The following is an 18,634-nucleotide window of genomic DNA, read 5'->3' as shown; positions in this document are numbered from 1 at the left end:
AGGGGATCGACATGCTGTCGGCACTCTTCCGCAAGAACAGGCCCACCACGACGGAAACGACAGGGGCCCCGGGCGCCCTTCCGGTACTCGACGCGGAAGACCTCCCGGACGCCCGGGCCGCGCTGCGCGAACTCGTCGCCGAACACGGGGCGGTCATCGTCCGCGGCCTCGGACCGCGCACCCCGGCCGACGTCGAGTCGGTCCTCCACCGGGTGGCCGAGCGCCCCATGACGGAGCGGGAGGCGTTCGCCGCCCGCGACCGCCACGCGGACGGCGTCTACTCGTCGTCGGCCTGGCCGCCCACCCAGCCCATGTGCATGCACCATGAACTCAGCTACGCCGTCGAGTGTCCCGGGCTGATGCTGTTCGCGTGCCTGGAGCCGCCCGCCGAAGGCGGTGCGACCGCGGTGGCCGACGCGACGGCCGTGCTGCGGGCGCTGCCCGCCGACCTCGTCGACCGCTTCGCCCGCGAGGGCTGGCTGCTCACCCGGGCCTACAACGAGGGGATCGGCGCGACACTCGGGCAGTCCTTCGGCAGCGAGGACCGCGGCGAGGTCGAGGCCTACTGCCGTGCCCACGCGATCGACTGGTCCTGGCAGCCGGACGGTTCGCTGCGAACCCGGCAGCACCGGCACGCCGTCGTACGGCACCCGGTCTCCGGCCGGAGCTGCTGGTTCAACCAGATCGCGTTCCTGAACGAGTGGACGATGGCCCCCGAGGTCAGGGAGTTCCTGACCGACGAGTACGGCCCCGACGGCCTGCCCTTCAACACCCGCTACGGCAACGGCGACCCGGTGCCCCCGGACGTCGTCGAGCAGATCAACAAGACCTACGAGGCCCACACCGTACGGCGGCCCTGGCGGCGCGGGGACCTGATGCTCGTGGACAACATCCGCACCGCGCACAGCCGGGAGGCCTACCAGGGGCCGAGGGACATCGTGGTGGCGATGGCCGACCCCGTGCGTCCCGGCCTCCCAGGACCGCGGCCGGGGAGGGAAGCGGCATGACCACCACGCACACCGTCCCGCAGACCGCCATGACGGACACGGACACCCCGGTGGTGCCGTCCTTCGCCGTCATCCCCGGGAGCCAGGTCAAGGAGGTGCTCCAGGGCCGGGAGAAGACCGTGGTGGAGGTCGTCGAGGCGACGTACCGCCTGCACGGCTCCGGCCGGACGGTCAATCCGCCGTCCTCCTTCCTTCGCTTCCCGGAGCGGCCGACGGCACGGATCATCGCCCTGCCCGCCTCCCTCGGCGGCGAGGGCCGGCCGGACGGCCTGAAGTGGATCTCCAGCTTCCCCGCCAACGTCGCCTCGGGCATCCCCCGGGCGTCCGCCGTCCTCATCCTCAACGACCCCGTCACGGGCTACCCCTTCGCCTGTATGGAGAGCTCGATCATCAGCGCCGCCAGGACCGCCGCGTCCGCCGCGTCCGCCGCCGACCGGCTCAGCAGGGGACGGCCCCGCCCGGCCCGGCTGGGGTTCGTCGGGGCGGGGCTGATCGCCCGTTACATCCACACCTACCTGGAGGGCACCGGCTGGTCCTTCGACGCCATCGGCGTGCACGACCTGTCCGCCGACAGCGCCGCCGGATTCCGCACCTACCTGGAGCAGTCCGGGGCCGTCGGACGCGTCACCGTGCACGGCAGCGCCGAGGAGCTGATCCGCCTCAGCGACCTGATCGTCTTCGCCACGGTCGCCGACCGGCCGCACATCACCGAGCCGTCGTGGTTCCGGCACAACCCGGTGGTGCTGCACGTGTCGCTGCGCGATCTCGCACCCGAGGTGCTGCTCGGCGCCACCAACGTCGTCGACGACATCGACCACTGCCTGCGGGCCGCCACCTCACCGCACCTCACCGAACGCCTCACCGGCAACCGCGACTTCCTGCTCGGCACGCTCGACGACGTGATGGCCGGACGGGTCACGGTCGCGGCGGGCCGTCCGGTGGTCTTCTCACCCTTCGGCCTGGGCGTGCTCGATCTCGCGGTCGGCTCCTACGTCTACGACGAAGTGGCCCGCTCCGGTGAACTGCGGGTCATCGACAACTTCTTTCACGAACTGAGCCGGCACGGCTGAGGGCGGAACCCGTCCTCCGTCCGGCCCCGTACGAGGAGAACATCGTGCCTGTCATATCCGTACCCCACGCCTTCAACGAGGAGGACCTGTACGTCGACCTCGAGCCGATGACGGGACACCGGCTCTTCCTCAAGTGCGAGGGCTTCAACTTCGCCGGTTCGATCAAACTGAAGGCCGCGACGGAGATGGTGGAGTCCGCCGAGCGCAGCGGAACCCTCAGGCGGGACTCGATCCTGGTCGAGTCCTCCTCCGGCAATCTCGGCGTGGCACTGAGCATGATCGCGGCGAGCAAGGGCTACCGCTTCGTCTGTGTGACGGACTCCCGGTGCAACCTCGCCACGCGGCTGATGATGGAGGCCCTGGGCAGCCAGGTCCACGTCGTCTCCGAAGAGCACGCCACCGGCGGTCTACTGGGCGCCCGGCTGGCTCACCTGCGCGCCCTGTGCGCCTCGGACGACCGCTATGTGTGGCTGAGTCAGTACACCAACCCCGACAACTGGCGGGCGCACTACTTCCGGACGGCCCCGGCCATCGCCCGCTGGTTCCCGCGCCTGGACGTCCTGTTCATCGGCGTCGGCACGACCGGCACCCTGATGGGCTGCGCCCGCTGGTTCCGCTCCTGGCACCGGCCGGTGCGGATCGTCGCGGTGGACAGCGTCGGCTCCGCCATCTTCGGCGACCCGCCCGGACGGCGGATGATCCCCGGCCTCGGCATGAGCCTGCGGCCTCCGCTGCTCGACGAGAGCTACGTCGACGAGGCGGTGCGCGTCGAGGAGGCCGAGACCATCCGCACCTGCCGGGACATGGCGAGGCGGGGCTTCCTGTTCGGCGGGTCGACCGGCACGGTCGTCAGCGGGGCGACGAACTGGCTCGCCCGGCACGGCACACCGGGCCTCACGCCCGTCGCGATCGCCCCGGACCTCGGTGAGCGCTACCTCGACACGATCTACCAGAGCAACTGGGTGCAGGCCCTGTACGGCGGCGACGCCATCGCGGACCCCCGCGCCGTGCGAGCGTCGTCCGAGTGACGGAGGATGGCCATGCCATGTGCCTCCTCCGCGCGAGACCGCCCCTGCGTCCCGAGCGTCTGACACCCGCCGCCTGGGCCCGGCCTCCGGAGCCGCCTCGCCCAGGGCGGCCCCGTGTGTGGCTGGCCCGGGTGGAGGACCTCCTCGGCGTCGTGGCCCCGCTCGCCGGCACGCTGCTGGACAGCGGGGAACGGGCACGGGCCGCGGCACTGCGCCGGCCGGCGGACCGGGACGGCTACCGGGTCGCCCATGTGTGCCTGCGCCTGCTCCTCGGCGCCTACCTCGGCATCGAGCCGTCGGACGTGACGTTCGTACGGCGACCGTGCCCGCTGTGCCAGGGCCCGCACGGCCGTCCCGACGTGCCCGGCGTGCCCCTGTGCTTCTCCCTCTCCCGGACCGACGGACTCTGCCTTCTCGCCTTCGCGGACACGGCGGTCGGCGCGGACGTCGAGCGGCTGCCCGCCCCCGAAGCCGTCTCCGCGCTCACGGCGACGCTGCATCCCCGGGAGGCCGCCGAGATCGCCGCGTGTCCGCCGGACCGGCGCCCCGCCGCTTTCGCCCGGGTGTGGACCCGCAAAGAGGCTTATCTGAAAGGGCTCGGCACCGGCCTCGGACGTGACTTCGGCCTCGACCACCTCGGCTCCTCCGTGCGCGGGGCCCGCAGGGTGCCGGGCTGGCGGATCGACGACGTGGCGGTGGGGAGGGGGTGTGCGGCCGCCGTCGCGGTGGCCGGGCGGTGACCGTCACGCGGGGACGGAGATGACGCCGACCGGGCGGGTGGTGGGCTGCCGGGAGCCGCCGGCCGGTTCCACCGTGACACAGACGGCGGTGGCCCCGCCGAGGCGCCCTTGCAGGACATCGGCGTGACCTCCGCCCTCGGTGGACAGCAGCCCGGCCGGCCGGTACCGCCCCGACTGGGCGTACCAGAGCTGGTAGATCCGGTCGCCGGTGAGCGGCGGCAGCCCCGCGGAGAACACCGCGGCCCGGCTCTCCGCCCGCGAGGCGACCACGCTCGCGGTCCCGCCGCGCGAGAGCTCCTGGGTGCTGAGCGTGGCGTCAGGTGCGGTCAGGACATCGGCGAGTTGCCGGTACTCGGCGCGCTCCTCGGCGGACTGCTCTCGCTCGCTGTCGGCTTCCGAACTCTGCCACAAGGCGATGCCTCCGAGAGCCGCGGCCGCCGCCAGGGACGCCGCGAGCGCCAGCCGGAGACCCCGTTCCCGGCGGCGCCGGCGCCGGGACTCCGCCGCGAGGGATCGGTCCTGAGGTACGGCCGCGATCCGCTCCAGCACCCGGCGGCGCAGGTCCGCCGAGGGCGTTTCCGTCTCGGCCGCCCCCATCCCGACGGCCGCCACGGACAACTGATCGACCTCCGCACGGCACGGGGCACAACCGGCCAGGTGCTCCTCGAACGCGGCTCTCTCACCGGCCGGCAGCGCGTGCAGCACATACGCGCCGACAGCGAGGTGGGGGTCATCGGTGAGGTTCACGAGCCGGCCTCCATGCAGTCGTGCAGACGCTGCAGCCCCTGACGCATCCGCGACTTGACGGTGCCGGCCGGCATCGAGAGCGCCTCGGCGACCTCCGCGTACGTCAGCCCCTCGTAGTAGGCCAGCACCAGGGGCAGCCTCAGCTCGCGGGTCAGCTGCGTCAGGCAGCGGAAGACCACCCGCCGCTCCTCCCGCGTCTCGACCTCCTCGGCGACGGTGTCGAAGGAACGCTCCTGCTCCCGGACGGCGGCGCGCAGCTCGCGGGCGCGGCCGGCGGCGACGGACCGGACCCGGTCCACCGCGCGGCGGTGCGCGAGGGTGAGCACCCAGTTCCGGGCGGCTCCGCGCGCCGGCTGGAAGCGGTCGGCGGTCCGCCACACCTCCACCATCACGTCCTGGGTCACCTCCTCCGCCTGGGCCTTGTCCCTGACCACGCGGGTAGCCAGTCCCAGCACCGTGTGGGCCAGGGCGTCGTACAGTTCGGCGAAGGCCCCTTCGTCGCCGTCGGCGGCGCGGATGAGCAGCCGGTCCAGGCCGGGGTCGTCCGAGGCCCCGGCTCGTCCCCCTTGTGTGTCACCTTCCCTCTGGGCTCCTGATCCTCGGTCCATCGCGCCTCCTCGGCTCAGCTCGACACTGACCCTCTTCCGCGCGGAGCGCATCCGGTCCAAAGCCGTCCGTCTGACGGATTCACCTGTCTGCCGCAGCCGACGTCGGGCTGGTCTCACGCGCGGCGAGGCGGCGCGTTTCCACTGCTGGTTCGTAGCCGCCGGCCCGGCAGATCAAGATCAGGGGCCGCGGGAACACGAGGAGGGGCCGCCGGCGACTCCGGCGGCCCCTCCTCCCCCCTCCTGGTCCCGCCCCCTCCTGGCCCCCCAGGTCCCTCCCTACCGGGGCAGCACCACGACATACGCGGCCGGTTCGCGGTCGGCCGCCGCCATCAGGGCCGTGCGGACCACCGCCGCCTGCTGCTCCACCGAGTCGCGGAGCTTCCTGGGCGTGATGTGGACGACCGTGATGCCGAGCCGTTCCAGGTGCTCGCGCTTGCGGGCGTACTCCGACCACTGCGCCTCGTCGTTCTGCCGGGGCGCGCGGGTGTCCAGCTCCAGGGCCACCGCATGGTCCGGCCAGTAGGCGTCCAGGCCGCCGAGGTAGGGGCCGCCGGGCAGCCGCAGGTCCACGTTCCACACCGGGTCGGGCAGGCCGTGCTCACGCACCATCCGGTACAGGCGGTCCTCCGCGATCGCCCGGCCCTCGGCCAGCAGGGAATCCACCGCGTCCACCACGTGCGGGCGGCTCAGCAGCCGGGCCTGGTTCAGCTCCCGCACCACCGCGGCAGGCTCGCAGTACGCGCCGCGCACCGCCTCCGTCATCAGCCTCCGCACGATCACGGCGTCCGAGAGGCCCGCCACCGCGTCGGCCAGGGCACGGGCGACGGGCGCGACCGGCAGCCCGGTGACCTGCTCGGGGGCGGGCAGCGAGAGACCCCGGACGATGCGCGCACAGCCCGTCGAGCGCAGCCGGCGCATCCGCGGGACCAGGACGTCGATCGCGTCCAGGGACGGCAGCGGGGGAGTGGAGGAGAAGCCGTGCAGCGTCAGCGCGGCCAGTCCCGTGATCATCGCCTCGGGCGGGGCGGGAGCGCCGGAGCCGTCCGCGGCGGGCTGGGCGGGAACACCCGCGCCGCGCTCCCGGGCCGCGTACATCAGCACCGCGTGCAGCCGCTCCTCGCTGGTCGGCGGGCCCGGGTGGAGCAGGACGACGCCGGGGAGGAGTTGCTGCCAGGGGCCGCTGGGAACGCACTGCTCGGTCACCTGGGCCGTCGGGACACCGTGCGCGCGCAGCCGCGCGACCGTCATCACCCGGAGCCGGCCGCGGCCGGTCAGGTCGTGCAGGGGGCGGGGGGAGAGGGGGGTGTTGTGCGTCATGACCGGCAATTTCCCGCTTCGGACCCGCCTTTTAACCCCTGTTACAGGCCCGTCGACACATACGGACAATCCGGCACTAAAGGACGGATGTTCGGATGCCGAAACGCCCTGGTCCGTTCGGGTGCGGACCAGGGTTACGGCTGTGATTGCCTGTATTCCGTAACGGTGACGGAACCCGAAATCTCAGGCCAAAGGTGTCAGGGCCCTGTCTACCCGGCCGCCGCGTCGCACGCCTGCCCCCGCAGCGCTCGCGCCAGATCGTCCCGGGCCTCCAGGACCAGCCGGCGCAGCGCCGGAGCCGCCTCCCGGTGGGACTCCAGCCAGGCGTCCGTGGCGTCGAGGGTCTCCTGGGACTGCTGGAGCGACGGGAACAGGCCCGACACCACGTGCATCCCGATCTGGATCGACCGCTCGGCCCACACCCGCTCGATCGCCGCGAAGTACTTCGCCGCGTACGGCGCGAGCAGATCGCGCTGCGAGCCCTGCTCGAAGCCCGAGATGGTCGCCTCCACCATGGCGTTGGACAGCGTGTCCGACTCCACGACCTGCGCCCACGCCTGTGCCTTGACCGCCTCCGCAGGGCGGGCGGCCAGACAGCGCACCTGGTGACGCTTGCCCGAGGCGGTGTCGTCCCGCGCCAGCTCCTCGGCCAGTACCTTCTCGTCCACCACCCCGTGTGCGGCCAGCGGCTCCAGGAAACCCCACCGCAGCTCCTGGTCCAGGTCGAGGCCCTCGACCGTCACCGTGCCCGTCAGCAGGTCCCGAAGCAGCTCGAAGTCGGCGTCGGCGGCGGCCACCCGGGCGAAGAACCGCGCCCACGCGAGCTGGTGCTCGCTGCCCGGCCCGGCCGCGTACAGCTCGCGCCGCGCGCCCTCGGAGAGCAGTCGCTCGCCCGTCTCCCGCCAGGCGGGCGCCGCGTAGTGCGTGACGGCCGACTCGGCCCACGCGTGCAGCATCTGGAGCACGCCGATCTCGGACTCGCGCCCCGCGAACCGCAGCACCAGGTCCACGAAGTCCCGCGCCGGGAGCAGCGCGTCCCGCGTCATGTTCCACAGCGCCGACCAGCACAGGGCGCGCGCCAGCGGATCGGTCACCGACCCCAGGTGCTCGCGCAGCGTCGCCAGCGACGTCGCGTCGAAGCGGATCTTGCAGTACGTGAGGTCGTCGTCGTTGACCAGCACCAGATCGGGGGCGTCGGCACCGGCCAGGTCCGCCACCACCGTCCGCGCACCGTCCACGTCGGTCTCGGTGCGCGCGTACCGCTCCAGCGTGCCGCCGTCCGTCACCCGGTACAGACCCACCGCCACCCGGTGCGGCCGCAGTTCCGGATGCGACTCGGCGGCCTCCTGCACCACCGCCAGCTCCTCGACGCGGCCCTCCGGGCTCAGCAGCACCTGCGGGGTCAGCGAGTTGACCCCGGCCGTCTGGAGCCAGGACCGCGCCCACGCGCTCATGTCCCGGCCGCTGGTCTCCTCCAGCACCGACAGCAGATCGCCCAGGCGTGTGTTCCCGTACGCGTGCCGCTTGAAGTAGCGCCGGGCGCCCTCCAGGAACGCGTCCTGCCCGACGTACGCCACGAGCTGCTTCAGCACCGACGCGCCCTTGGCGTACGTGATGCCGTCGAAGTTCAGCTTGGCGTCCTGGAGGTCGCGGATGTCCGCCGTGACCGGGTGCGTGGAGGGCAGCTGGTCGGCGCGGTAGGCCCAGGACTTGCGGCGGTTGGCGAAGGTGATCCAGCCGTTGGTGAAGCGGGTCGCGCCCACGAGTGAGAAGGCGCCCATGAAGTCGGCGAAGGACTCCTTCAGCCACAGGTCGTCCCACCACTCCATGGTGACCAGGTCGCCGAACCACATGTGCGCCATCTCGTGCAGGATGACATTGGCCCGTCCCTCGTAGGACGCCTGCGTCACCTTCCCGCGGAAGATGAACTCCTCCCGGAACGTCACCAGGCCCGGGTTCTCCATCGCGCCCAGGTTGTACTCGGGCACGAACGCCTGGTCGTACTTCCCGAACGGGTACGGGTAGTCGAAGTGGTCGTGGAAGAAGTCCAGGCCCTGCTTGGTGACCAGGAAGACGTCGTCGGAGTCGAAGTGGGGCGCGAGGCCCTTGCGGCACAGCGCGCCGAGGGGGATCTCCAGCGTCGTGCCGTCCGCGAACGTGCGGGAGTAGGAGTCCGTCACGTAGTGGTACGGGCCCGCCACCACACACGTGATGTACGTCGAGATCGGCTTGGTCTCCGCGAACCGCCAGACGCCGTCGCCGAGTTCGCCGACGCCGTTGCTCCACACCGTCCACCCCTCCGGCGCCCGCACCTCGAAGCGGAACGGGGCCTTGAGGTCGGGCTGCTCGAAGTTCGCGAACACCCGGCGGGAGTCGGCCGGCTCGTACTGCGTGTACAGGTACACCTCGCCGTCCTCGGGGTCGACGAAGCGGTGCAGGCCCTCGCCGGTGCGGGAGTAGGCGCACTGGGCGTCGACCACCAGCTCGTTGTCGGCGGCCAGGTCCTCCAGCGTGATCCGGGAGCCGTCGAAGACCTCACCGGGGTCCAGATCACGGCCGTTGAGTGAGACGGCCGTCACGCTCGGCGCGATCAGGTCGGCGAAGCTGCTCGCCCCGGGCTCGTTGCAGCGGAAGCGGAGGGTGGTCACCGAGCGGAAGGTGCGGGGCCCGGCACCGTCGTCCTCGCCGACCGCGGACCGCAGGTCGAGGGACACCTCGTACCCGTCGACGCTCAGCAGGGCGGCCCGCTCCCGGGCCTCGTCGCGGGACAGATTCTCACCGGGCACGGGCGGCACTCCTCAGATGTCGTGGGGCAGGGCTGAACTGCACCGATCCTGCCACGTGCCCCTGACACCAGGGGCCGGGAATGACCGGAGCGAGCACCGGCGTTCCCGGAGGAAACAGTTTCCTCCTGAGGAGAGACATGTCGGACAAGACCCCCGTCGACTTCTGGTTCGACCCGCTGTGCCCCTGGGCGTGGATGACCTCCCGCTGGGTGCTTGAGGTGGAGAAGGTCAGGGACATCGAGGTCCGCTGGCACCTCATGAGCCTCGCCGTCCTCAACGAGCCCAAGCTGGACGAGCTGCCCGAGGAGTACCGCGAGCTGCTGGAGACCAAGGCGTGGGGCCCCGTCCGGGTCGTCATAGCCGCGCAGCAGGAGCACGGCCCCGAGGTGCTCGGCGACCTCTACACCGCGCTCGGCACCCGCATCCACAACCGGGAGGAGGGCCCCGGCAAGGAGACCGTCGCCGCCGCCCTCAAGGACGTGGGCCTGCCCGAGTCCCTCCTGGAGCACTGGGACTCCACCCCGTACGAGGCCGAGCTGCGCGCCTCCCACAAGGAGGGCATCGACAAGGTCGGCCAGGACGTCGGCACCCCGGTGATCGCCGTGCCCGGCGCCGACGGCGAGCAGATCGCCTTCTTCGGCCCGGTCGTCACCCCGGCCCCGCAGGGCGAGGAGGCCGGCCGCCTGTGGGACGGCGCCCTCGCGGTGGCCTCGGTCCCCGGCTTCTACGAGATCAAGCGCACCCGCACCAAGGGCCCGGACTTCTCCAACCTCTAGGACTCACACCGAGGCGTCGGCTCCCGGGTTCTGCAACTCCTCCGGGAGCCGGCCCCCGCCGGCCTGATGACCCCAGGGCTGGTACCACCGGCAGCCCGGGGCGGTGCAGCGCCACAGGTCCGTACGGCCCGTCCCGAGCGCTTTCAGCTCCTCGGGCTTGAGCGGCGTGAACACCTGAGTGCCGCTGCCGCCGCAGGTCGGGCAGTGCTTGTCCTTGAAGAACATCAGCCCCTCCTCGCCATCACCGCCAGGTCGGGGAAGTCGGTCACCACCGCATCGACTCCCATGCGGTAGTACAGCGCGTACTCGGCGAACGCGTCCCCGAAATCGTTCGGTCCGCTTCCGCGCCGGAACTGTGCCGGCAGGAACTGGTTCTCCGCGCGGAAGGTGTACGGGCCCACGCGCAGCCCCGCGGCATGGGCGTCCGCGAGGAGGGACGTGCCGACGAGCGACGACTTGTCCGGCCCGATCCAGTCCGCGTACTCGGCGATCTCCGCCAGCCCCGCCGGCGTCATCATCTCCTTGTAGGTCCTCCCGGGCAGGTCGTACGGCCCGCCCGTCGTCCCCAGCGCCTGCCACAGCGGCACACCCAGGCCCGTCATGCGCTTGAGGCTCGTCGGCTCGAAGGACTGCACGACGCAGTCGCGTCGGCCGAGCCGGTAGCGGCGGATCGCGGCCGCGAGCTTCGGCTCCAGCGGCAGTCCGAGGGACCGGAAGTACGTCGGATGCTTGGTCTCCGGGAAGACGGCGATCGTCCGGCCGTGGGTACGCGACAGCCGCCGCGCCAGCTCCACGACCTCCTGGAAGGTCATCACCTGCTCACGGCCGTCGAAGACCGTGTTGCGGTTGCGGACCTGCGGCAGCCGCTCCACCGCCCGCAGCGTCTTCAGCTCGGCGAGGGTGAGGTCCTCCGTGAACCATCCCGTCACGGCACGGCCGTCGACCGTCTTCGTGGTACGGCGGTCCGCGAACTCGGGGCGCAGGGCCACGTCGGTGGTCTGGGAGATCTCGTTCTCGTGCCGGACGACGAGCACATGGTCCTTCGTCGGCACCAGGTCCGGTTCGATCCAGTCCGCGCCCGTCTGCACGGCGTAGGTGTAGGAGGCGGCCGTGTGCTCGGGGCGCCAGCCGGCCGCGCCGCGGTGGCCGATGACCACCGGGCGCCTCTCGGCGGGGGCCGCGTGGGCGGGTACGGCCGCGGCCGCCGGTGTGGCGGCGGCCGCGAGCAGGAGAGATCGCCGTCTCAGGTGCATCCAAGTCCCTCTCGTCATACGGGTGTTCAGGCCCTCGCGCGGGTCCGTGCCTCGGCGAGCCGGTCCAGGTGTTCCTCATAGCCCTTCGTGTAGAACGCGGCCCGCCCCGGATCCGGCTCGACGACCTCCGTCGGCCGCGTCCACTCCGCCGCGTCCAGCGGCACCCCGTACCGCTCCGCCGCCGCGAGGACCGCGCCCCGCGCGCCCACCTCGCCCTCGACGACCCGCAGGGGCCTGCCGAGGACGTCGGCGAGCAGCCGCATCCACGCGGGGCTGCGGGTGCCGCCGCCGCAGACGGCCAGGTTCCCGTCGAGGCCCGCCGCCTGGAGGCAGTGCCGGGCCGCGTACCCGATGCCCTCGCAGGTCGCGCGGACCAGATCGCCCCGGGTCGACTCCAGGGAGACACCGAGGAGTTCGGCGCGCAGGCGTGGCTCCACGAACGGGGCGCGTTCACCGGAGGGCGCGAAGTACGGCAGCACCCGGACGCCGTTCGCGCCCGGCGGGGTCTCGGCCAGCAGGCCGTCGACCTCCTCGTGCGCCACGCCGGTCGTGGACAGCACCCAGTCGAGCGCCGCGGTGCCGACCATCGCGGGCATGGCACGCAGCCAGTGGCCGGGCCGGTCCGTGGAGATGTACAGGCCCGCCGGCTCACCGCTCAGATCCAGCTCGGTCGTGGCGACCAGGCTGGCCAGACAGGTCCCGACGATCAGCAGACCGTCGCCGGGGGACGTCACCCCGGCGCCCAGCGCGCAGGCCGGCAGATCGTACGGGCCGTTCGCGATCCGGGTGCCGGACGGCAGACCCTCACCGAGTGCCTCGGCCGTCGCCACCGGGTCGCTCACCGGGGCGAGCAGACCCCGGCGGTGCGTCAGCCCCAGCAGTTCGACCACCCGGTTGTCGTACGTCCGGGTCCGCGGGTCGAGGAAGGGCATCGAGGCGTCCGACACATCCGTCGTCGGACCGGCCCCGGTCAGCCGCTGGAACACCATGTCCTTGCAGTACAGGGCGGCCTTCGCGGCATCCAGCGTCTTCGGTTCGTTGCCGTCCAGCCAGGCCAGCAGTGGCCCCGGACACCCGGGGAACATCGCGCTGCCCGTCCGCCGGAACACCGTCTCGAACGTGCCGTCCGCCAGCCACCGGTCGACCAGTTCGTGCGCCCGCCCGTCCATCCAGGAGGCCGCGGGCCGCACCGGCCGTCCCTCGCCGTCGACCAGCCACACCCCGTCGCCCTGCCCGGTGAGCCCGGCCAGCTCGACCGGTTCCGGGACCCGTTCGGTGACCTCGCCCAGGACGGCCACGACCGCCCCGTACACCTCCTCCATGTCCTGCTCGACGACCCCGCCCCGCAGCGACAGCCCCACCGGGCGTGATTCCACGGCCAGTTGGCGCCCTGCCGCGTCGAAGGCCGCCGCCTTGACCATGGACGTGCCCACATCGATACCGACGTACATGCGGCTCTCCTCCCGGTCCTCAGGTCAGGCAGTGCGCGAGCGGCTCCCCGCGCACCCAGCGGCCCACCTCTTCGGCGGCGATCCGCGCGGCCTTCTCCGCCACCGCGCGCGACGCCCCGCCCAGGTGCGGGGTCAGCACCACGCGGTCACCCAGCGCCGGCAGCCGGGACTCGGCAGGCAGCGGCTCCCGCTCGTAGGTGTCGAGCGCCGCCGCGGACAGCCGCCCGCTCTCCAGGGCGTCGCACAGCGCGCCCTCGTCCAGCAGAGGGCCCCGCGCCACGTTCACCACCGCCGCGCCGGGCGGCAGCAGCCCCAGCTCCCGGGCGCCGATCAGTCCCCGGGTCTCCGGGGTGAGCCGGGCGTGCAGGGTGATCACCCGGGAGTCGCGCAGCAGGTCGTCGAGGGAGTTCACGCGCAGTCCGTGGATCTCCCCGTGCACATACGGGTCGTACACCATCACCCGCGCCCCGAACGCGCACAGCACCCGGGCGACCCGGCTGCCGACGGCCCCGTACCCGACGAGACCGACGGGCAGGTCCTCCAGCTCCAGACCGCTCCGCTCGTACGTGTAGTACGTCGCGCCCTCCCAGCTGCCCTGCCGGGCCAGCGGCTCATGTGCCTGCGGGATGCGGCGCAGGGCGGACAGCATCAGGCCGACGGTGAACTCGGCGGTGGCGGCGGCGTTGCGGCCCGGCGCGAAGCACACCCGCACGTCATGGTTCTTGGCCGCGTCCAGATTGACGTTGACCGGCCCGCCCCGGCACACCACGACCAGCCTCAGCTCCGGGCAGGCGGCGAGCACCCGCTCGGTGACCGGCCCCATCTGCGTGACCAGGACCTCCGCCCCGGCCAGCGCCTCGATCAGCTCGTCCTCGGCGTCACTGGCCTCCCGCACCTCGGCTACCGGCCCGAAGGGCTCCAGCGGCCAGCCGAGTCTCACTTCCCTGACGTCCGCCCGCTCGACCTCGTGCTCCACCGCCCGGGTGATCAGCGACGGCAGGACGAAGTGGTCACCGGCGGCCACGACACGCACGTTCTCTCCGGAGGTCATCGCAGTGAGGCTCCTGTCTCGGCGTCGAAGACATGGGTGTGGTCGGGATCGGCGGCGACCCGGACCCGTTCGTCGTGGGCGAGCCGCACCTCGGGGTCGGTGAGGACGACCAGATGGTGTTCGACCCCCTCCAGGGCGAGGGTCGCCAGGCCCCATTCCAGGAGCGGTTCGTGCGCGACGACCCGGGCGGGCAGGCCGCCTTCGGCGGTGAGCGAGACGTCCTCGGGGCGGATCCCGACGACCACCTCCCGGCCTGCCTCCACGGACACCGGCACGGGCAGCGCGATCCGCACCGAGCCGGAGAGACGGGCGTGCCCGTCGCCGGTGGCGATGCCGGGCAGCAGGGTGATCGCGGGCTCGCCGACGAAGTCCGCGACGAACACGTTGGCCGGGCTGTCGTAGATCTCGTACGGCGTGCCGAGCTGCTGGATCACGCCGTCCTTCATCACGGCGATCCGGTCGGCGAGCGAGAGTGCCTCCTCCTGGTCGTGGGTGACCAGGATCGTGGTGTGGCCCAGGTCCTGCTGGATGCGCTTGAGTTCACGGCGGGTGGTGTCGCGCTGGGCCGCGTCCAGGTGGGACAGGGGCTCGTCGAGGAGCAGCACGTCCGGTTCGCGGATCAGGGCCCGGGCCAGGGAGACCCGCTGCTTCTGGCCGCTGGAGAGGCCTGCCGGCCGGGCACCGAGGAGGTCCGTCAGACCGACCCGTTCGGCGATCTCCTTCACCTTGCGGTCGACGTCACCGCGTGCCGCTCTGCGCCGGGCCCTGAGCCCGAACGCCAGGTTCTCCGCGACCGACAGCGGCGGATACAGCGCGTAGTTCTCGAACGCGACCCCGATGTTCCGCTGCTGAGCGGGCCGTTCGACGACCGAGTCCCCGCCGACCAAAATGTCCCCGCCAGTCACCGGCTCGAGACCGGCGATCATCCGCAGGGTCGTCGACTTGCCGCACCCGGAGGGGCCGAGCAGCCCGAGCAGTTCCCCGGACCGGAGGCTCAGATCGATGCCGCGAACGGCCTCCACCGAAGGCCGCCCCCGCGACTGATACGTCTTACGGAGTTCACGTAGCTCCAGTCCCGTTCCGCTCGCCATGGCCGTCCCCTCTCTTGGCTCGTTCGCCTCCAGGGCGCTTTCAGCCGTTGTCGAGGCCACGACCGTGCTCGACCCTTCGGGCCTCCGCGCGCTCGCACCCTCGACAACGGCGCACCCCTACGGCTCACGAGCGGGCGTCGCGCAAACCTCGTAACGGACCTTGTGCTCGTCCAGATCCCGCAGTGCCTCCGCCGACGCCCCGTCGTCCACCAGGAGCGTGTCGAAGCGGGACAGCGGGACGACCCGGTGCAGGGCGACCCGGCCGAGCTTGGTGTGGTCGATCAGCAGGACGTTGCGTGCCGCCGCGTCGAGCATCGCCCGCTTCACGGACACGATGTGCTGCTCCTGGTGGTAGGCGTAGCCCCCGTGCACGGCCGACGTCGACGCGAAGCACACGTCCACGCGCAGCTGCTCGACCGCCTCCACGCAGGACACCCCCAGGAAGGAGGAGTGCAGCGGGTCGTAGTCGCCGCCGAGCGCCATCAGGTGGATGCCCCGCTGGTCGGAGAGGAGGTTGATGGCCTCAAGGAAGTTGGTGACGACCGTCAGCGGCGTGACCTCGCCCGTGCGCAGCCGCCTGGCTATCTCCAGGGTGGACGTGGAGTCGTCCAGCAGGATCGCCATGCCGGGCTCCACCATCCGCAGCGCGTGCTCGGCGACGGCGGCCTTCTCGGCCCGCATGGTCTTCAGCCGGTACTGCACGTTCGACTCGAAGACCCCCGACGGCTGCGCGGTCACCCCGCCCCGGGACTTGCGTACGATGCCCTGCCGTTCGAGCTCGTCGAGGTCGCGGTGGATGGTCATCAGGCTCACCCCGAACCGCTCGGCCAGCTCCGCCGCCGTCGCCGAACCGTCGGCCAGCACCTGCTCGGCCATCGCGGCCTGCCGTGCCGCGGGCCCCTGCTGTCCGCCACTGCTGCTGCTCATGATCGTGTCTCTATCCGTCGTCCCGGGCGCTCCGGCCGGTCGGCCTCGAACAGCAGCAGGTTCTCAGGCCGGACCGCGAGCCGTACGGGATCGTCCGCACGAAGGCGTGCCGCGTCCGCCCGGGGGGCTACGAGCGACACCCGCTGCTCGCCGGTCCCGAGCCGGACGGTGACCTCGACGGACCGTCCCAGTACCTCGGTGACGTACACGGTCCCGGTGAGTCCGTGACCCTCGCCGTGCAGGGCGATGTCCCGGGGCCGCAGGCCGACCAGGACGTCCGTGCCGGGCGCGGCCGATGCCCGCACCGGCAGCTCCACCCCGCCCTCCGCCCGTACCCCGCTCTCCGTGACCACCCCGGGCAGCAGATTGATCCGGGGCCGCCCGAAGGCCCGCGCGACCTCCGTGTCGTACGGCTGGTACCAGATCTCCTCCCGCGTGCCCGTCTGCACGATCCGCCCCTGCCGGATCACCCCGATCCGGTCGCCGAGCGCCAGCGCCTCGACGGAGTCGTGGGTGACGTACAGCGTGGTGGTGTGCTGCACGGCCCCGATCGCCTTCAGCTCGGCCCGCATCTGCTGGCGGAGTTTGGCGTCCAGGTGGGAGAGCGGCTCGTCGAGCAGGAAGGCCCGGGCGGGCCGCACCAGCACCCGCCCGAGGGCGACGCGCTGCCGCTGGCCGTTGGACAACTGGCCCACCGGCCGGTCCAGCAGGGCGGAGATGCCGAGCAGTTCGGCGACCGCGCCGATCCGCTGCCGGGCCTCGTCGGCGGGCAGCCGGTGCCGGGGGGAGCGGAGCGGCGAGGCCAGGTTGTCGTAGGCCGAGCGGTGCGGGTAGAGCGCGTAGCTCTCGAAGCACATGGCCACGCCCCGGTCGTAGGGCTCCACGCCCCGCATGTCCTCGCCGTCGAGCACGACCGTGCCGGAGTCGGGCGGTTCGAGCCCGGCGATCGTCTTGAGCGTCGTCGTCTTGCCGGCCCCCGACGGTCCCAGCAGGCAGAAGAACTCGCCTTCCCTGACCTCCAGTTCGAGTTCGTCGAGCGCGACGGTCTTCCCGTACGCCTTCCGTATCCCGCTCAGCGTGATCACGATTTCACCGCCCCGAACGACAGGCCCCGCACCAGATACCGCTGGATCGTCAGCGCCAGCAGCAGCGGCGGTACGACGGAGACCAGCGCCGCTGCGGCCGTCAGGTTGTACTTGGGCCGGTCCCCGCCGAGGAAGGACAGCGCGCCCACGGTCACCGTCTGGGCCTCGTTGGAGGTGAGGATCAGCGGGAAGACGAAGTTGTTCCAGGCGAAGATGAAGGCCAGCAGCGACACGGCCGCGATGCCCGGCTTGACCAGCGGAAGGGCTACACGGAAGAAGGCCTGCTTGCGGGTGTAGCCGTCCAGCAGGGCCGCCTGCTCCAGCTCCGGTGTCAGATCGGCGAAGTAGGACCGCATGATCCACACGATCAGCGGCAGCGTGACCAGTTGCAGCACCCACACCATGCCGAGGTACGTGTCGAAGAGCCCGAGCTTCTGGTAGAGCACGAACAGCGGGATGATCACGGTCAGTTCGGGCGCGAAGCGGAACGACAGCAGCGTGAACATCAGGTTCTCGGAGCCCTTGAACCGCCAGCGCGCCGAGGCGTACGCCGCCGGCAGCCCCACCACCAGCGAGAGCACGACCGCCCCCACCGACACCACCAGGCTGTTGACGAAGAACCGCACGAACGGGATGCCCTCGCTGTCGCCGAGGACCGTCCGGTAGCCGTCGAGGGTGGGGGAGAAGGAGAAGTAGGTGGAGAAGAGCTGGTCGGCCGGCTTCAGCGACAGGATCACCATCCAGGCGATCGGGAACAGCGCGAAGACGAAGTAGAGGACGAGGGCGGTGTCGCACAACCACCCCACCAGGCGTTTCCTCATGAGGACACCTCCGCGGCCTTCCGCTGGATCTTCCCGAGGTGCTTCACCAGCACCATCGCGGCCAGATACACCACGGCCCACAGCACGATCGTGTAGCTGATCCCGAAGGAGTACCGCTGGAAGCGGATGGCTTCGAGATACGCCCGGATCTGGAGGACGACGGTCGAGTCACCCGGCCCGCCCTCCGTCAGGGCGTAGATGATGTCGAACACCTTCAGCGAGTCCATGAACCGGAAGATCACCGCGACCAGGACGTACGGCCACAGCATCGGCAGGGTCAGCCGCCGGAAGGTGTACCACCACCCCGCGCCGTCCACGGCCGCCGCCTCGAAAGGGGAGGCGGGCAGCGACCGCAGACCGGCGAGGGCGAGGATCGCCACGAACGGCGTGTACACCCACACGTCCACGGCGATCGACGACAGCAACGCGCCCGTCGGGGTGTCGGTCCACTGCACCCCGCCGAGCCCGAAGGGCCTCAGCAGGTAGTTGACCACCCCCACCGACGGCTGGAGCATCAGCTTCCAGATGATCGCCGCGATCACCGGGGCGATCATCAGCGGCAGGATCAGGATCTTCTCCAGGACCCGGCCCAGCAGGGTCGAGCGGTGCAGCAGCAGGGCGACGGCCACCCCGAGCACGGTCTCGACGAGGGCCGCCCCGACCGCGTACAGCACGGTCACCCACGCCGAGTTCCAGAACGCCTCCTGCGTGAAGACGGTCGAGTAGTTCTCGAACCGCACCATGTCCGGCTGCGGTTTGCTCGCCGAGAAGTCGAACAGCGTGTAGTACAGCCCGAGCCCGAACGGGTACAGGATCCCGCAGGTCAGCAGCAGGGCCGGGACGATCAGGAGGTACGGGCGCAGGGCCAGGCGCATG

18 protein-coding genes are annotated in these 18,634 nt (G+C 71.7%); 5 read left to right on the top strand and 13 right to left on the bottom strand.

Annotated elements, in window-relative coordinates; genetic code table 11:
* Window positions 1–11 precede the first annotated feature (11 nt).
* The 4 genes from ACFZBT_RS01645 to ACFZBT_RS01630 all read left to right on the top strand — a co-directional run bounded on the left by ACFZBT_RS01645 (window position 12) and on the right by ACFZBT_RS01630 (window position 3,845).
* Window positions 12–1,007 (top strand): TauD/TfdA family dioxygenase, encoded by a 996-nt coding sequence (locus ACFZBT_RS01645; protein ID WP_391097565.1) that lies wholly within the window; start codon window positions 12–14, stop codon window positions 1,005–1,007.
* Window positions 1,004–2,077: a 2,3-diaminopropionate biosynthesis protein SbnB gene (gene sbnB / locus ACFZBT_RS01640; RefSeq protein WP_391097564.1), complete on the top strand. Its 1,074-nt coding sequence runs from the start codon at window positions 1,004–1,006 to the stop codon at window positions 2,075–2,077. Before ACFZBT_RS01645 ends, sbnB begins: the two co-directional genes overlap by 4 nt.
* Before the next feature lie 44 nt (window positions 2,078–2,121).
* Window positions 2,122–3,105 (top strand): 2,3-diaminopropionate biosynthesis protein SbnA, encoded by a 984-nt coding sequence (gene sbnA, locus ACFZBT_RS01635; protein ID WP_391097563.1) that lies wholly within the window; start codon window positions 2,122–2,124, stop codon window positions 3,103–3,105.
* Window positions 3,106–3,221: 116 nt separating this feature from the next.
* The gene (locus ACFZBT_RS01630) at window positions 3,222–3,845 is read left to right on the top strand and encodes a 4'-phosphopantetheinyl transferase superfamily protein (protein ID WP_391097562.1); all 624 of its coding nucleotides are present in this window, start codon (window positions 3,222–3,224) and stop codon (window positions 3,843–3,845) included.
* A 3-nt stretch (window positions 3,846–3,848) separates the two neighbouring features.
* Here ACFZBT_RS01630 and ACFZBT_RS01625 read toward each other — a convergent pair whose 3' ends face one another.
* The 4 genes from ACFZBT_RS01625 to pepN form a co-directional block, all read right to left on the bottom strand.
* Window positions 3,849–4,592 carry an anti-sigma factor domain-containing protein gene (locus ACFZBT_RS01625; protein ID WP_391097561.1) on the bottom strand — a complete coding sequence of 248 codons (744 nt, stop codon included), beginning with the start codon at window positions 4,590–4,592 and terminating at the stop codon, window positions 3,849–3,851.
* Window positions 4,589–5,200, bottom strand: coding sequence for an ECF RNA polymerase sigma factor SigK (gene sigK, locus ACFZBT_RS01620; RefSeq protein WP_391097560.1), 612 nt, complete (start codon window positions 5,198–5,200; stop codon window positions 4,589–4,591). The genes ACFZBT_RS01625 and sigK overlap by 4 nt, the downstream gene beginning before the upstream one ends.
* A 276-nt stretch (window positions 5,201–5,476) precedes the next feature.
* A complete protein-coding gene (locus ACFZBT_RS01615; protein ID WP_391097559.1) occupies window positions 5,477–6,517 on the bottom strand; it encodes a hypothetical protein in 1,041 nt (346 codons plus the stop codon).
* A 209-nt stretch (window positions 6,518–6,726) separates the two neighbouring features.
* Window positions 6,727–9,303 carry an aminopeptidase N gene (gene pepN, locus ACFZBT_RS01610; RefSeq protein ID WP_391097558.1) on the bottom strand — a complete coding sequence of 859 codons (2,577 nt, stop codon included), beginning with the start codon at window positions 9,301–9,303 and terminating at the stop codon, window positions 6,727–6,729.
* A gap of 137 nt (window positions 9,304–9,440) precedes the next feature.
* On the opposite strand from pepN, the gene ACFZBT_RS01605 reads away from it, so the two are divergent.
* Window positions 9,441–10,079, top strand: coding sequence for a DsbA family protein (locus ACFZBT_RS01605; protein WP_391097557.1), 639 nt, complete (start codon window positions 9,441–9,443; stop codon window positions 10,077–10,079).
* Between the two features lie 3 nt (window positions 10,080–10,082).
* Here the strand turns inward: ACFZBT_RS01605 and ACFZBT_RS01600 are convergent, their stop codons facing one another.
* The 9 genes from ACFZBT_RS01600 to ACFZBT_RS01560 form a co-directional block, all read right to left on the bottom strand.
* Window positions 10,083–10,304 (bottom strand): hypothetical protein, encoded by a 222-nt coding sequence (locus tag ACFZBT_RS01600; protein WP_391097556.1) that lies wholly within the window; start codon window positions 10,302–10,304, stop codon window positions 10,083–10,085.
* Window positions 10,304–11,332: a glycerophosphodiester phosphodiesterase family protein gene (locus ACFZBT_RS01595; protein WP_391097555.1), complete on the bottom strand. Its 1,029-nt coding sequence runs from the start codon at window positions 11,330–11,332 to the stop codon at window positions 10,304–10,306. The genes ACFZBT_RS01600 and ACFZBT_RS01595 overlap by 1 nt, the downstream gene beginning before the upstream one ends.
* A gap of 26 nt (window positions 11,333–11,358) precedes the next feature.
* Window positions 11,359–12,783: an FGGY family carbohydrate kinase gene (locus tag ACFZBT_RS01590; protein WP_391097554.1), complete on the bottom strand. Its 1,425-nt coding sequence runs from the start codon at window positions 12,781–12,783 to the stop codon at window positions 11,359–11,361.
* 19 nt (window positions 12,784–12,802) lie between these two features.
* Window positions 12,803–13,834 (bottom strand): NAD(P)-dependent oxidoreductase, encoded by a 1,032-nt coding sequence (locus tag ACFZBT_RS01585; protein WP_391097553.1) that lies wholly within the window; start codon window positions 13,832–13,834, stop codon window positions 12,803–12,805.
* Window positions 13,831–14,925, bottom strand: a complete 1,095-nt coding sequence (locus ACFZBT_RS01580; protein WP_391097552.1) for an ATP-binding cassette domain-containing protein — start codon at window positions 14,923–14,925, stop codon at window positions 13,831–13,833. Before ACFZBT_RS01580 ends, ACFZBT_RS01585 begins: the two co-directional genes overlap by 4 nt.
* A gap of 117 nt (window positions 14,926–15,042) precedes the next feature.
* Window positions 15,043–15,852, bottom strand: a complete 810-nt coding sequence (locus ACFZBT_RS01575) for a DeoR family transcriptional regulator (protein ID WP_391097551.1) — start codon at window positions 15,850–15,852, stop codon at window positions 15,043–15,045.
* A complete protein-coding gene (locus ACFZBT_RS01570; RefSeq protein ID WP_391097550.1) occupies window positions 15,849–16,937 on the bottom strand; it encodes an ATP-binding cassette domain-containing protein in 1,089 nt (362 codons plus the stop codon). Before ACFZBT_RS01570 ends, ACFZBT_RS01575 begins: the two co-directional genes overlap by 4 nt.
* A complete protein-coding gene (locus ACFZBT_RS01565; RefSeq protein WP_391097549.1) occupies window positions 16,934–17,758 on the bottom strand; it encodes an ABC transporter permease subunit in 825 nt (274 codons plus the stop codon). Before ACFZBT_RS01565 ends, ACFZBT_RS01570 begins: the two co-directional genes overlap by 4 nt.
* The gene (locus tag ACFZBT_RS01560; protein ID WP_391097548.1) at window positions 17,755–18,633 is read right to left on the bottom strand and encodes an ABC transporter permease subunit; all 879 of its coding nucleotides are present in this window, start codon (window positions 18,631–18,633) and stop codon (window positions 17,755–17,757) included. The genes ACFZBT_RS01565 and ACFZBT_RS01560 overlap by 4 nt, the downstream gene beginning before the upstream one ends.
* Window position 18,634: the final 1 nt, after the last annotated feature.

It is taken from the genome of Streptomyces sp. NPDC008137 (genome assembly GCF_042957035.1).
Lineage (GTDB): Bacteria > Actinomycetota > Actinomycetes > Streptomycetales > Streptomycetaceae > Streptomyces.
This window is presented reverse-complemented; position numbering and strand designations above follow the sequence as displayed.

What these genes read in the sequence shown, in the direction of transcription:
- sigK (WP_391097560.1), bottom strand. Translation starts at nt 5,200, where the DNA reads ATGGACCGAGGATCAGGAGCCCAGAGGGAAGGTGACACACAAGGGGGA.
- ACFZBT_RS01580 (WP_391097552.1), bottom strand. Translation starts at nt 14,925, where the DNA reads ATGGCGAGCGGAACGGGACTGGAGCTACGTGAACTCCGTAAGACGTAT.
- ACFZBT_RS01600 (WP_391097556.1), bottom strand. Translation starts at nt 10,304, where the DNA reads ATGTTCTTCAAGGACAAGCACTGCCCGACCTGCGGCGGCAGCGGCACT.
- ACFZBT_RS01605 (WP_391097557.1), top strand. Translation starts at nt 9,441, where the DNA reads ATGTCGGACAAGACCCCCGTCGACTTCTGGTTCGACCCGCTGTGCCCC.
- ACFZBT_RS01595 (WP_391097555.1), bottom strand. Translation starts at nt 11,332, where the DNA reads ATGCACCTGAGACGGCGATCTCTCCTGCTCGCGGCCGCCGCCACACCG.
- ACFZBT_RS01590 (WP_391097554.1), bottom strand. Translation starts at nt 12,783, where the DNA reads ATGTACGTCGGTATCGATGTGGGCACGTCCATGGTCAAGGCGGCGGCC.
- ACFZBT_RS01615 (WP_391097559.1), bottom strand. Translation starts at nt 6,517, where the DNA reads ATGACGCACAACACCCCCCTCTCCCCCCGCCCCCTGCACGACCTGACC.
- ACFZBT_RS01645 (WP_391097565.1), top strand. Translation starts at nt 12, where the DNA reads ATGCTGTCGGCACTCTTCCGCAAGAACAGGCCCACCACGACGGAAACG.
- ACFZBT_RS01585 (WP_391097553.1), bottom strand. Translation starts at nt 13,834, where the DNA reads ATGACCTCCGGAGAGAACGTGCGTGTCGTGGCCGCCGGTGACCACTTC.
- ACFZBT_RS01565 (WP_391097549.1), bottom strand. Translation starts at nt 17,758, where the DNA reads ATGAGGAAACGCCTGGTGGGGTGGTTGTGCGACACCGCCCTCGTCCTC.
- ACFZBT_RS01575 (WP_391097551.1), bottom strand. Translation starts at nt 15,852, where the DNA reads ATGAGCAGCAGCAGTGGCGGACAGCAGGGGCCCGCGGCACGGCAGGCC.
- sbnB (WP_391097564.1), top strand. Translation starts at nt 1,004, where the DNA reads ATGACCACCACGCACACCGTCCCGCAGACCGCCATGACGGACACGGAC.
- ACFZBT_RS01560 (WP_391097548.1), bottom strand. Translation starts at nt 18,633, where the DNA reads ATGCGCCTGGCCCTGCGCCCGTACCTCCTGATCGTCCCGGCCCTGCTG.